This is a genomic window from Bradyrhizobium japonicum USDA 6 (assembly GCF_000284375.1).
Taxonomy (GTDB): Bacteria; Pseudomonadota; Alphaproteobacteria; order Rhizobiales; family Xanthobacteraceae; genus Bradyrhizobium; species Bradyrhizobium japonicum.
Genome location: NC_017249.1, coordinates 1,507,484 through 1,520,167, shown reverse-complemented (window position 1 = coordinate 1,520,167; position 12,684 = coordinate 1,507,484). Strand labels below are relative to the sequence as shown.

The 12,684-nt window shown below is 64.8% G+C and carries 12 protein-coding genes; 3 read left to right on the top strand and 9 right to left on the bottom strand.

Going from position 1 to position 12,684, the window contains the following annotated elements:
- Nucleotides 1-54: 54 nt before the first annotated feature.
- The 7 genes from BJ6T_RS07060 to BJ6T_RS07030 all read right to left on the bottom strand — a co-directional run bounded on the left by BJ6T_RS07060 (nucleotide 55) and on the right by BJ6T_RS07030 (nucleotide 8,718).
- Nucleotides 55-1,191 (bottom strand): TRAP transporter substrate-binding protein, encoded by a 1,137-nt coding sequence (locus BJ6T_RS07060; protein ID WP_014491618.1) that lies wholly within the window; start codon nucleotides 1,189-1,191, stop codon nucleotides 55-57.
- Nucleotides 1,192-1,413: 222 nt separating this feature from the next.
- Nucleotides 1,414-2,382: an ABC transporter ATP-binding protein gene (locus BJ6T_RS07055; protein WP_014491617.1), complete on the bottom strand. Its 969-nt coding sequence runs from the start codon at nucleotides 2,380-2,382 to the stop codon at nucleotides 1,414-1,416.
- Nucleotides 2,379-3,374 (bottom strand): ABC transporter ATP-binding protein, encoded by a 996-nt coding sequence (locus tag BJ6T_RS07050; RefSeq protein ID WP_014491616.1) that lies wholly within the window; start codon nucleotides 3,372-3,374, stop codon nucleotides 2,379-2,381. The genes BJ6T_RS07055 and BJ6T_RS07050 overlap by 4 nt, the downstream gene beginning before the upstream one ends.
- Nucleotides 3,374-4,291 carry an ABC transporter permease gene (locus BJ6T_RS07045; protein WP_014491615.1) on the bottom strand — a complete coding sequence of 306 codons (918 nt, stop codon included), beginning with the start codon at nucleotides 4,289-4,291 and terminating at the stop codon, nucleotides 3,374-3,376. The genes BJ6T_RS07050 and BJ6T_RS07045 overlap by 1 nt, the downstream gene beginning before the upstream one ends.
- Nucleotides 4,257-5,216, bottom strand: coding sequence for an ABC transporter permease (locus tag BJ6T_RS07040; RefSeq protein WP_014491614.1), 960 nt, complete (start codon nucleotides 5,214-5,216; stop codon nucleotides 4,257-4,259). Before BJ6T_RS07040 ends, BJ6T_RS07045 begins: the two co-directional genes overlap by 35 nt.
- Before the next feature lie 30 nt (nucleotides 5,217-5,246).
- The gene (locus tag BJ6T_RS07035) at nucleotides 5,247-7,037 is read right to left on the bottom strand and encodes a peptide ABC transporter substrate-binding protein (protein WP_028170111.1); all 1,791 of its coding nucleotides are present in this window, start codon (nucleotides 7,035-7,037) and stop codon (nucleotides 5,247-5,249) included.
- A gap of 262 nt (nucleotides 7,038-7,299) precedes the next feature.
- On the bottom strand, nucleotides 7,300-8,718 hold the full coding sequence (locus BJ6T_RS07030) for a M20 family metallopeptidase (protein ID WP_014491612.1): 1,419 nt from the start codon (nucleotides 8,716-8,718) through the stop codon (nucleotides 7,300-7,302).
- A gap of 284 nt (nucleotides 8,719-9,002) precedes the next feature.
- Between BJ6T_RS07030 and BJ6T_RS07025 the strand changes: the two genes are divergently transcribed.
- The 3 genes from BJ6T_RS07025 (at nucleotide 9,003) to BJ6T_RS07015 (ending at nucleotide 11,368) form a co-directional block, all read left to right on the top strand.
- Nucleotides 9,003-9,974 carry a S1C family serine protease gene (locus tag BJ6T_RS07025; protein WP_014491611.1) on the top strand — a complete coding sequence of 324 codons (972 nt, stop codon included), beginning with the start codon at nucleotides 9,003-9,005 and terminating at the stop codon, nucleotides 9,972-9,974.
- Nucleotides 9,975-10,009: 35 nt separating this feature from the next.
- Complete coding sequence (locus tag BJ6T_RS07020) at nucleotides 10,010-11,080, top strand: carboxylesterase family protein (protein ID WP_014491610.1); 1,071 nt, start codon at nucleotides 10,010-10,012, stop codon at nucleotides 11,078-11,080.
- 99 nt (nucleotides 11,081-11,179) lie between these two features.
- Nucleotides 11,180-11,368, top strand: a complete 189-nt coding sequence (locus tag BJ6T_RS07015) for a hypothetical protein (protein WP_014491609.1) — start codon at nucleotides 11,180-11,182, stop codon at nucleotides 11,366-11,368.
- A gap of 79 nt (nucleotides 11,369-11,447) precedes the next feature.
- Here BJ6T_RS07015 and BJ6T_RS07010 read toward each other — a convergent pair whose 3' ends face one another.
- Together BJ6T_RS07010 and BJ6T_RS07005 are read right to left on the bottom strand one after the other, a co-directional pair.
- Nucleotides 11,448-12,107, bottom strand: coding sequence for a DsbA family protein (locus tag BJ6T_RS07010; RefSeq protein ID WP_014491608.1), 660 nt, complete (start codon nucleotides 12,105-12,107; stop codon nucleotides 11,448-11,450).
- 98 nt (nucleotides 12,108-12,205) lie between these two features.
- On the bottom strand, nucleotides 12,206-12,682 hold the full coding sequence (locus BJ6T_RS07005; RefSeq protein WP_014491607.1) for a PaaI family thioesterase: 477 nt from the start codon (nucleotides 12,680-12,682) through the stop codon (nucleotides 12,206-12,208).
- Between the last annotated feature and the right edge of the window lie 2 nt (nucleotides 12,683-12,684).

Sequence of the window (12,684 nt, the reverse complement as noted above, 5' to 3'; positions counted from 1 at the left end):
AAGCGCCATCCGGGTTGCGGTCCCGGATGACGCTTCGATCGTGCGATGAGCCGGCTAGCTCTTCTTCTTGGCGTTCGGACCAAAATAGTGGGTATAGGCCATGCGGCGGCTGACCACCGTATCCTGCTCCCACTGCGTCGCCCGCTTGGCGAAGGCCAGTTGCGATTCGATGATCTCCTTGAACAGCGGGTTCTCTGCCGACTTCTTCTCGGCCACCTGGTCGAACACCTCCAACTGCTTCTGGAGGATCGTGTCCGGCGTCTTGTAGAACTTGACCTTGTCCTTGGTCTGCAGCTCCTCGTAGTCCCTGGAGTAGCGGTCGATCGCCTTCCAGGCCATGTCCTGGCCGGCCGCGTCGACAGCATTGGCGATGATCGCCCTCATCTTCTCCGGCAGCGCGTCGAACTTGGTCTTGTTGAACAAGATCTCGAACTGCTCGGCGTTCTGGTGGTAGCTCTGGAGCATGCAGATCTTGGAAACATCCGGGAAGCCGAGAACGCGATCGGATGTGGCGTTGTTGAATTCGGCCGCATCCAGGAGGCCACGGTCCATCGCCGAAACGATCTCACCACCCGGCAACGCGTTGACCGCTGCGCCGAGGCCAGTGAACACGTCGATGGAGATGCCGACGGTGCGGAATTTCAGGCCCTGGAAATCCTCCACCTTGGTCATCGGCTTCTTGTACCAGCCGAGTGGCTGGGTCGGCATCGGCCCGTATGGGAACGAGACGACGTTGGCGCCGATCGAGGCGTAGAGCTTCTCGAGGAGCTCCCTGCCGCCGCCATAGCGGTGCCAGGCGAGCAGCATGTTGGCATCCATGGCATAGCCCGGACCCGAGCCCCACAGCGCCAGCGCGTTCTGCTTGCCATAGTGATAGGCGAGCACGCCGTGCCCGCCGTCGAGCGTGCCCTTCGACACCGCATCCAGCAGGCCGAAGGCCGGCACCACAGCGCCGGCGGGAAGCACCTCGATCTTGAGGTCGCCGCCGGTCATGTCGTTGACCTTCTTGGCATAGTCGAGCGCGTATTCGTGGAAGATGTCCTTGGCCGGCCAGGTGCTCTGCCAACGCATGCTGATCGGCCCCTGCGCCAGCGCGATGGTTGGAGTGGCGACAGTGGCGGCCGCCCCTGCTGCGGCCGTCCTGAGAAAACGGCGACGCGTCGACGCGCCGTCCTTGCTCGTCTTCGTCATGATGTCCTCCCTCAGCGCGATCCGTGACGGATCGCCCCTTTTTTGTAAGGAGAAGACAAGGACTTGCGCCGGACTTTGGCAAGAAAGTTCCTGACGATGCGACGCTACGACGCGGCGGGCGTGCAGGACGCCGCCAACTCGCCTGTTCGAATTATTCCCCGCCTGTCGGATTACATTAAGCGGCAGCGTAAAGGCGCCTGCTGCGCTTGGCGCACTGCACCATTACGCCAAATGGCACGCCACGAAGTGGCCCCCCGCCCCTTCCTTCAACACAGGCGCGCTTTCGGCGCAGCGCGGCTGGGCGATCGGGCAGCGGGTGTGGAAGTGGCAGCCGGATGGCGGCTTCATCGGGCTCGGCACGTCGCCCTTGAGGCGAATGCGTTCGCGCTTGAGCTTGGGATCGGGCACCGGCACCGCTGACAACAGTGCCCTGGTGTAGGGATGCTGCGGATTGCGGTAGAGATCGCTCGCTTTCGCCAGCTCGACGATGCGGCCGAGATACATCACGGCGACGCGGTCGGAAATGTGCTCGACCACCGACAGGTCGTGCGCGACGAACAGATAGGTGAGGTTCAGCTCGGCCTGGAGATCCTCCAGCAGATTGATCACCTGCGCCTGGATCGACACGTCGAGGGCGGACACCGGCTCGTCGCAGACGATCAGCTTCGGCTCGACCGCGAGCGCGCGCGCGATCACGATGCGCTGGCGTTGGCCGCCGGAGAACTCATGCGGATAGCGACGCATGTGCTCGGCCTTGAGTCCGACTTTCACCAAGAGGCCCGCGACGCGCTCCTCGCGCTCCTTGGCCGAGGACGTGAGATTGTGGATGGTGAAGGCCTCGCCGAGGATCGCACCGACCGTCATGCGCGGATTGAGCGAGGCGAATGGATCCTGGAACACGAGCTGCATGTTTCGCCGCATCGCGCGCAGATCATTGCCGCTGAGCTGGCGCACGTCCTGGCCGTCGAACACGACCTCGCCGTCGGTCGGCTCGATCAGGCGCAGCACGCAGCGGCCGGTGGTGGATTTGCCGCACCCGGATTCGCCGACGAGGCCGAGCGTCTCGCCGCGGTTGACCGAGAACGAGACCCCGTCGACCGCATAGACGCTGCCGACCTGGCGCGACAGCAGGCCGCCAAGCACGGGGAAATATTTCTTCAGGCCGCTGACGCGGAGCAAGGGCTCGGTCATGCCGTGCCTCCCAACTGCGTATCTCCGAGATGACAAGCCATGCGATGGCCGGGCGCGATCTCGCGCAGCAGCGGCTCCTTCTCGGTGCAGACGTTCATGGCAAACTTGCAGCGCGGGGCGAAGCGGCAACCGACCGGCGGATTGATCAGGATCGGCACCGAGCCGCCGATCGCTTCGAGCCTTGTCTTGTGCTCGCTGTCGAGATCGATGCGCGGGATCGAGCGGATCAGCCCCTGGGTGTAGGGGTGGCCGGGATTGCCGAAGAGGTCGTCGACGAGCGCTTCCTCCACCACCTTGCCGGCATACATCACGACGACGCGCTGCGCGGTCTCGGCGACGACGCCCATGGCGTGGGTGATCAGCATCACCGCCATGCCGAAGCGCTCCTTCATGTCCTGCAAGAGGTCGAGGATCTGCGCCTGGATGGTGACGTCGAGCGCGGTGGTGGGCTCGTCGGCAATGATCAGCTTCGGCCTGCAGGCGAGCGCCATCGCGATCATCACGCGCTGGCGCATGCCGCCGGAGAACTGGTGCGGATAGTTGTGCACGCGGCCTTCGGCGTTGGGGATCTGCACCAGCTTCAGCATCTCGATGGTGCGCTCGAGCGCCTGCTTCTTCGTGACCGCTTCATGGCGGCGCAGGCTCTCGGCGATCTGCTCGCCGATGGTGAGCACCGGATTGAGCGAGGTCATCGGCTCCTGGAAGATGAAGCCGATCTCCTTGGCCCTGATCTCGTCGAGCTGACGGCTCGTCAGCGGCACGAGATCGCGGCCCTCGAAGATGATCTGGCCCGCCGCGATGCGGCCGGGCGGCATGGCGATCAGCTTCAGGATCGACATCGCGGTCACGGTCTTGCCGCAGCCGGATTCGCCGACGACACAGAGCGTCTCGCCCTTGTTGATGGAGATGTCGACGCCGTCGACGGCCTGCAGGATGCCGTCGTCGGTCGAGAAGTGGGTTTTCAGCCCTTTGATTTCCAGCAGCGGCGCCATCAGATCACCCGCCGCGCATCGAGCGCGTCACGCAGGCCGTCGCCGATGAAGTTGATGGCGACCACCGCGATGAAGATCGCGCCGCCCGGAAACAGCGCCCAGTGCGGGCCGATGTCGAGGAAATCCTTGGCGTCGTACAAGAGCCGGCCCCAGGTGGGCGTGTCCGGCGGAAAGCCGAGGCCGAGGAAGGACAGCGTCGATTCCGCGATGATGGCGGCAGCGACGTCGATGGTGCCGGCGATGATCACCGGACCGAGCGCATTGGGCAGGATGTGCCGCACCACCTGGCGCACCGGACTTGCGCCGAGCGCGCGGGCGGCCTCGACGAACTCCTTCTCGCGGATCGACAGGAACTGTGCGCGCACCAGCCGCGCGACCGGCATCCAGCGCAAGCCGCCGATCACGAGCACGATCAGGATGAAGATGCCGCCCTCGGGACCGAACATCTGCTTCAGCCCGTCGCGGAAGAGATAGATCAGCAGCAGCAGCAGCGGCAGTTGCGGCAGGGACAGGAAGAGATCGGTGAGCCACATCAGGCCGTGACCGAGCGCGCCGCGCGACATGCCGGCGAGCGCGCCGATCAGGACACCGATGAAGACCGAGACCAGCATTGCGGCAAGGCCGACCGCGAGCGAGATGCGCCCGCCATAGATCATGCGAGCCAGGATGTCCTGCCCGAGATCGTCGGTGCCGAACGGATGGGCGAGCGACGGCCCCTGCATGCCCGCCACGATATCGATGTCGTCGATCTTGACCCGCCAGACGAAGGGGCCGGCCACCACCGCCAGGATCAGAATGAGGAGCAGAAACGCACTGACCACGGCGAGCTTGTGGCGACTGTAGCGCCGCCACATCTCGCGCCAGGGCGAGTAGACGCGCCGCTCAGCGGAGGGAGATGCGAGGGTCAAGCCAGCCATAAAGGACGTCCGCGATGAGATTGAACAGCACGACGAGGCACGCGAAGACGAAGGTAACGGCCATCACCACCGGCGTGTCGTTGGAAAGGATGGAGGAGATCAGCAGCGAGCCGATGCCGGGAATGCGGAAGATCTGCTCGGTGACGATGGCGCCGCCGAACACGGCCGGCATCTGCAACGCAATCAGGGTGACGACCGGGATCATGGCGTTGCGCATCACGTGCTTGACGATGACCTTGGCCTGTCCGAGGCCCTTGGCGCGCGCCGTGGTGACATAGTCGAGCCGGATCACGTCGAGCATCGCCGAGCGAACGAAACGCGTCATAGACGCTGCCTGAAACAGACCGAGCACCGCCACCGGCATGATCGCCTGCCGGATCATCTCCAGCACCCAGTGGATGCCTGTGCCCTTGATGTCGGTCGTATAGACGAAAGGCAGCCAGTCCAGCGTGACCGAGAAGATCAGGATGAACAGGATGCCGGTGAAGAAGGTCGGCAGCGAGAAGCCGATGAAGGCGAGCGTGTTGGCAATCTGGTCGAACAGCGAATAGGGCTTTGTCGCCGCATAGACCCCGACCGGGATCGCGATCAGGAGCGCCAGAATCTGCGCCGAACCGATCACGTAGAGCGTCGCCGGCAGACGCTGGAGGATCAGCGTGTCGACATTCATCCGGCTGACGAAGGAGAAACCCCAGTCGCCGTGCAGCATGGCGTTGAGCCAGTGCAGGTAACGGAGGTAGATCGGATCGTCGAGGCCGAACTTCGCCCGAAGCGCGAGAGCGACTTCGGGCGGCACGTTCGGATTGGTCGCCAGTTCCGAGAAGGGATCGCCGGGTGCTAGGGCAAGCACGACGAACAGCACCAGCGAGATGCCAAGCAGACTCGGAACGGCGATCAGCAGACGACGCAGGATATACTGACTCATAAAGGACGATCCCGGTTCAGGCCTGCGTGATCATTCCTCCCGGTACCAGTCGAACAGATTGTCGGTCTCGTTGGCCCAGCCGGAAACGACCGGCCGCAGATTGTTGGCGGCCGCCTCGACCTTCAGGCGGTGCTGCACCGGGATGAACACGGTGTCCTGGTACATGAGGTCATTGGCCTTGATGTAGAGCGCCGCGCGCTTGACCGGATCCATCTCGCCGTCCGCGGCCTGGATGGTCTCATCGTACTCCTTGTTGACCCAGCGCGGGAAGTTGGTGCCCTGCCACTTGTTCTCCTTGGTGGCGACGAGGTTCGAAAGGTAGCGACGCATGTGCTGCGACGGATCGGGCTGGCTCAGCGGGATCTGGAACATCTCCATGTCGGCGTAGAACTTGGAATAGGTGTCGGGATTGCCGACGTCGGAGGAAAAGAACACTGAAGCGACGACCGATTTCAGCTCGACGTCGATCCCCGCCTTCTGGCAGGCCTGCTTGACGATCGCCTGTGTCTTCTGGCGCGGGCCGTTGATCGAGGTCTGGTAGACGAGCTTCAGCTTCTTCCCGTCCTTCTCGCGGATGCCGTCGGCGCCCGGCTTCCAGCCGGCCTCGTCGAGGACCTTCGAGGCTTTCTCAACGCTGAACTCCCACGTGGTGTTCTTGGACACGAATTTTTCCGGCCCGTTGAGGAAGTTGGCGGTGGTGCGGCCGGCGCGGCCGTAGATCGCCTTCTTGACCGATTCGCGATCGATCAGCAGCGAGAGTGCCTTGCGCACCGCCGGATCGGAAAACAGCGGATGCTTGGTCTTCATCGACGAGCGTTCGCCATCGACCTCGGTGTTGGGATCGGTGAAGTTCAGTGCGATGAACTCGGTGTCTCCGCCGACCGCGTAGACGGTCTTTCCCTTGCCGCCCTTCTCCAGGCGCAGCAGCACGTCGTCCTCGACCTGGATATTCCATCCGAAGTCATACTCGCCGGTCTGGATCACCGCGCGCGCGGCAGAGACCGCATCGCCGCCACCCTTCATCTCTATCGAATCGAAATAGGGGCGATTCGCCATGTGATAGTCGGGATTGATCACGCCACGGACGAGATCGCCCGGCTTGAACTCGACGAACTTGTAGGGGCCGGTGCCGACCGGCGAGAGGTTGGTCGGCGCCTCCCGCGATTTGGACCCCATATAGTCCTTGAACAGATGTTTCGGGATGATGGTGTTGGGGGCCCCGACGAAGGCGTCGGCCCAGAACGGCGTCGGCTTGTTGAAAAGGATGCGAACCGTGAGGTCGTCCACCTTTTCGACCGTGATGTCGCGGAGCGTCGCAATCGTCAGGGCGGAGGTCGCCGGATCCTTGGCATATTCCCAGTTGAACACGACGTCGTCGGCCGTGAACGGCGCGCCGTCATGCCATTTGACGCCGGGCTTGAGCTTCCAGGTCACCGACTTGCCGTCGGCTGCGAGGCCGCCGTTCTGGATCGAGGGAATTTCGGCCGCCAGAACCAGCTTCATGTTGCCGTCGGGATCCCAGCAGGCGAGCGGCTCGTAGAACAGGCGCGCGCCGTCCTGGTCCTTGGTGCCGGTGGCGAAATGCGGATTGAGCAGGGTCGGACCCTGCCACCACAGCAGCTTCAACGCACCGCCGCCGCCGCGTTTGGTCGGCTTGTAGGTCGAGGCGCCTTCCGCCATGGCGACGCCGCCGAGCGCGAGGATCTGGTTGGCGAGGGGGGCGGTAAGACCGACCGCGGCCATACGCTTGATGAAGGAACGGCGATCCATCCGCCCGTCCTTCACGTCACCGATCATCGAACGCAGTTCTTTATCCAGCATGGTTGTCCCCCGTCTGGTTCCCGTATGGATGCAGGCAGCCGCACCGCGGCCACCGGGTTTTTTGCTGGCGGTAGATGGCACACCGAATAGGCCGCGCGTCAACTGCGACCATGCGTATGCAAACGGTGTTCTGGCTGTCTGTTGGGCAAAACCCTGCTCCGCAGCCCAAGCGTTCGGCAATCCGGCGCTAAATCGCACCGGAATCCACGCTGCACTGCAGAAAATTTGTTCGCGGCATCAGACGAAGTATCGAGGCGAAATTCTACGCCACGGACATGGTCAGCGGCGGCGCGACGTGGTCCGGCAGCGGACAGACGTAAGGTGTCTTGGCGGTCCGCTTCTGCAAGTCCGCTTTCGCGGCCTTGATCAGCTCCGGATCCATCAACGCCTTGATGCCGATCCCGGCCATCGCCTTGGCCGCCTGCACCATGGCCTTGTGAGCGTGTCCGCTCTTGCCCTGCGCCACCACCTGCCAGGTGTGGAACGGCGTACCGATTGCAACCGTGGGTGCGTGAACCTGCACGGTCGGCACCACCCAGCTCACGTCGCCGACGTCGGTCGAGCCGACCAGCGGGTTGCGCTTGGCATCGAGCGGCACCAGGAAGTCAGCCAGCGGCCGATCGGTCGGCTCCATGCCGATCGCGTAATAGACCGACGCGATGTCCTTGTCGCTCAGCGTGGCGCGGATCTGGCTGGCAAAGCCCTTGTCGGCGTCGTCGAAATGCGGCGGCCCCAGCTCTTCCATCACCCGGTGCAGCGCCTGCTCCAGCGGCGTATTCGGCAGGATGTTGGAGACCGCGGAGATGATCTTCATCTCGACCTTGGTCTCGGTCATCAACGCCGCGCCTTCTGCGATCTTGCTGACGCGTCCGACCAGCTCGTTCATGCCGGGCAGATCGCGGGCGCGGATCGAATAGCGCACGCGCGCATGCGCCTGCACCACGTTGGGGGCGATGCCGCCGGTGTCGAGCAGGGCATAATGCACGCGCGCGTCGCTCGGCATGTGCTCGCGCATGTAGTTCACGCCGACATTCATCAGCTCCACCGCGTCGAGCGCGGAGCGGCCGAGATGCGGCGAGGCCGCCGCATGCGAGGTGCGGCCGGTGAAGATGAAATCCGCGCGCGTGTTGGCGAGCGACGGCGTCACCGCGACTTCCCAGAAGCTGTGCGGATGCCAGGTGATGGCGATGTCGGCGCCTTCGAACGCGCCCGAGCGCACCATGAAGGCCTTGGCTGCGCCGCCCTCTTCGGCCGGGCAGCCGTAATAGCGCACGCGGCCGGGCACCTTGTTCTCGGCGAGCCAGTCCTTCATCGCTGTCGCGGCGAGCAGCGCCGCGGAACCAAGCAGATTGTGGCCGCAACCATGGCCATGGCCGCCGGTCTCGACCGGACGGTGCTCGGCGACGCCGGCCTCCTGGCTGAGGCCCGGCAACGCGTCATATTCACCCATGAAGGCAATGACCGGACCGCCCTCACCCCACTCGCCCATCACCGCGGTCGGGATGCCCGCGACGTTCTCGGTGATGCGGAAACCCTGGTGGCGCAGCTCGGCGAGGTGCTCGGCGGCGGACCGCGCCTCGGTGTAGCACACCTCGGGCATGCCCCAGACCCTGTCGCTGAGGTCGATGAAACGCGCCTTGATCGTGTCGACGCCACGCCAGATGTCGCTGCGGTTATCCATGCTTCGGTCCGTGATCTCTTGGTCAAACGAAGCGGCAATGGTTAGCAGCTTCATTGCACCCCGCCTAGCACGTCGCGGGACAGCAGCCATGCGGCCGGTGCCGGATCGCGCGGCCGCTTGCCACCTGTGCGGGCGTCCTCTGCCTGTCGAAGATTTCACGCGGCGATCTCCGGAATAGTTGGGAACGAGGCTTTCAAGACGGCCTCCTCCAGCCTAAATTATGAATGCTTCGCGCGTCGTTCCGCCGGCCAAGGCGGGGCAATGCTCTCAGCCAGGAGAACTCCATGCCCGCCTTGACCGAATGGAGAGTGCCGTCGGCCAATCAGCCGCGCGCGAGCGATTACGGTTTCGATCTCGACCGCTCGCTCGCGTCCGTCGTCGGCCTGCACGCCATCATCCCGCCCGACGCCTTCAGTGCCGAAACGCTGGGCACCGAACGCGCCGGCAACGGCGTCGTGATCGACAACGGGCTGGTGCTGACCATCGGCTATCTCATTACCGAGGCGGAATCGGTGTGGCTGCATCTCGCCGACGGGCGCGTCGTCGAGGGGCATGCGCTCGGCTTCGATTCCGTCACCGGCTTCGGCCTCGTGCAGGCGCTCGGTCACCTCGACGTCGAACCCTTGCCGCTCGGCAACTCGGCGAAAACAAGGGTCGGCGACCGTGTCGTGGTCGGCGGCGCCGGCGGCCGCACCCGATCGGTCGCGAGCCAGATTGTGGCCAAGCAGGAATTCGCCGGCTACTGGGAATATCTGCTGGACGAGGCGATCTTCACCTATCCCGCGCATCCGAACTGGGGCGGCACAGCCCTCCTCAACGAGCGCGGCGAGCTGATCGGCATCGGCTCGCTGCAGCTCGAGCGCGAACGCGACGGCAAGGCCGAGCATGTCAACATGATCGTGCCGATCGACCTGTTGAAGCCGGTGCTCGACGATCTGCGCAAATTCGGCCGCGTCAATAAGCCGTCGCGCCCCTGGCTCGGGCTCTATTCGACCGAAATCGACAACCGTCTGGTCGTGATCGGGATCTCCACCAACGGCCCGGCCGCGCGCGCGGAGCTGAAGACCGGCGATGTCATCCTTGCGGTGGACGGCGAGGAGGTGACGAGCCAGACCGCCTTCTACAAGAAGATGTGGGCGCTCGGCGCCGCCGGCGTCGACGTGCCGCTGACCGTGCATCATGAAGGCGTCACCTTCGACGTCACGGTGACGTCGACCGACCGCTTCAAGCTCTTGAAGGCGCCGAAGCTGCACTGACGAGATCGAACCGACATCAAGCAAGGAAAGCGGCGATGAGCGAGGCCGTCGTTGACGACATCGTGACCGTGCTGCCGCCGCTGCTCAACGCGCTGGAAGCGCTCGGCTTCTTCACCCGGCACCTGCATCCGCCGGCCTTTGCCTCGGTGATGAATGCGATCGGCGCGCCCGACGCGGCGCTGCAGGCGGCGCACGCTGCGATCGGCGCCTGGCCCGAGCAGTTCACCGGCCTGCGCGAGCGGCTCGACCGCGCCTGCAACGAGACGCTCGCCGCCTTTGCCGGCATACGCGAGGTCGAACGCGGCAATGGCGATCTCGTCGCAGTCTTCCGCGCGCTGCGCCATCTGCCTCGTGCGCAGGAGGCGCTGTACCCGCTGTCGACCCAGTTTCCGCCGGTGAGCAACTTCTTCCTCAACGCCGCCAATCGCGAGAATGACGATCTGCTGACGCGGCTGGAAGCCGGCGCGGGCGAACACACCGGCATCTTCCACGACCACAACGAGCCCGGCAGCCGCGGCGGCTTCTCGGTCTATGTGCCAGAATATTACTCGCCGGAGCGCGCCATGCCGCTGGTGATGGCGCTGCATGGCGGCAGCGGCAACGGCCGCGGTTTTCTCTGGAGCTGGCTGCGCGATGCCCGCAGCCTTGGCGCGATCCTGGTGGCGCCGACCGCGACCGGCCCGACATGGGCGCTGATGGGCGACGATAGCGACACGCCGAACCTCATGCGCATTCTCGACACCGTGCGCAGCCGCTGGACCGTCGACGGTTCGCGCCTGCTGCTGAGCGGCATGAGTGACGGCGGCACCTTCTGCTACGTCACCGGGCTCGACGGCGCCTCGCCCTTCACGCATCTCGCGCCGGTGTCGGCGACGTTCCATCCGCTGATGGCTGAGATGGCGGACGCCGTGCGCCTGCAGGGACTGCCGATCTTCATCACCCACGGCAAGCTCGACTGGATGTTTCCGGTACAGACCGCGCGCCAGACGCAGGCGGCCCTCTCCGCCGCCGGCGCCGATGTCGCCTATCGCGAGATCGACGACCTCAGCCACACCTATCCGCGCGAGATCAACGCAGAGCTGCTGGAGTGGCTGAACGGCGGATGAACGGGTCGTCCTTATCCGCGCCGTACTGCCGCGGAACCATCACTCCGGGCCGACGTTATCGCCCGTCACCGGAGGTTCGCAGATGCAGACGTTTTTGGAATGATTTTGGGCGCGCTGCTGCTCGGTTGCGGCGTATACGTCTATGACTCCATGCAGACGTCGTCGGTCGCCAATGGCGAGGTCGCGACGACCAATCGCACCATCGTGAATTGGGACGTCGCCAAGGCCGATTGGGATGCCCTGCGCGATCGCGCGCACAAGGACTGGGTCCGCATCTCGTCGAAGTAACGACGCCGTATCACGAACAAGGCGCCGTCGCGGGTCCGCGGCGGCGCCTTTGCGTTGACGGCGATCGATCCGGCTCGCCTCAATTCATCTTGGCCTTGCGGGCATCGGCGATGACCTGCTCGAACTCGGTCATGCTGAGCACGCCGGGCACGCGGTACTTGCCGACGATGAAGGAGGGGGTACCGCTGAAGCCGAAGGCTTCGGCCTGCTCGTTGTTGCGCTTGAGGACGGCGTTGATGTCCTTGGCGCGGTCGGTGAGATCGCGCTTCAGGCGGTCCATGTCGACGCCGGCGGCCGCGAGCAGCTCGTTGATGCGCGGCTCTGTCAGGCGCGAGCTGACACCCATCATGGCGTCATGCGCCTGATGGTACTTGTCCTGGAATTTTGCCGCGAGTGCGATCCGCGCCGCGGTGACCGAGACCGGCCCGAGGATCGGCCAATCCTTCATCACCAGCCTCACCTTGCCGTCGTCCTGGACGACCTGGCGCAGCTCCGGCTCGAGCTTGCGGCAATAGGGACAATTGTAGTCGGACCATTCGATGATGCTGATGTTGCCGTCGGGATTACCGGCCACGGGAACATCGGGGTCGCGCAGCACCTTGGCTTCGGTCAGCACCTCGTCATCGGCGGCGGCCGCGCGCGCAGAGGTGATCCGACCTGCCGCAAGGGCACCCGCCCCGATCAGCGTCAGCGCCGCACGCCGCGTCGCCACGAGGCCCTTGTTCCTGAATCCAGCCATATCTCGCCCCGTTTCGGTCCCATCGCTGCAAATACGGTTCGCGACCGGGAACTGTTACGCGTCATATAGAGCGTTGCGGGCGCGATGTCATCGCCATGCTATGCGCGGATCGCCACCGGCGCTGGCGAAGCCGCCGCGCGGGGCAGCATCGCCATCAGCGTCGCGGTCATGGTGGCGATCGGCGTGGTGTTGCCCTCGTGCTCGGCAAAGGCCCTGGCCTCGCAGAAGGTCAGCGTGCGGCCGGGCTTGACCACCTCGGCCTTGAAGACGAAGCGCGTGCCGCGGGCGGGTGCCAGCAGCGTGGTCTTGAACTCGACGGTCAGGATGTCGGCCTCGCGCGGCATCAGGGTGAAGGCGGCGACGCCGCAGGCATTGTCGAGGCCTGCCGTGATGATGCCGGCATGGACGAAACCGTTCTGCTGCGTGAAGGCCGCCGAATGCAGCATGGCCAGTTCGACCTCGCCCGGCGCGAGGCGGACGATCACGATGCCGAGCGTGCGCATCGCCGGCTGGCCGTCGAACATGGCAATAGCGGCGGCGCGATAGCCCGGATTTTTCGGCTCGAAAGCGGCCATGG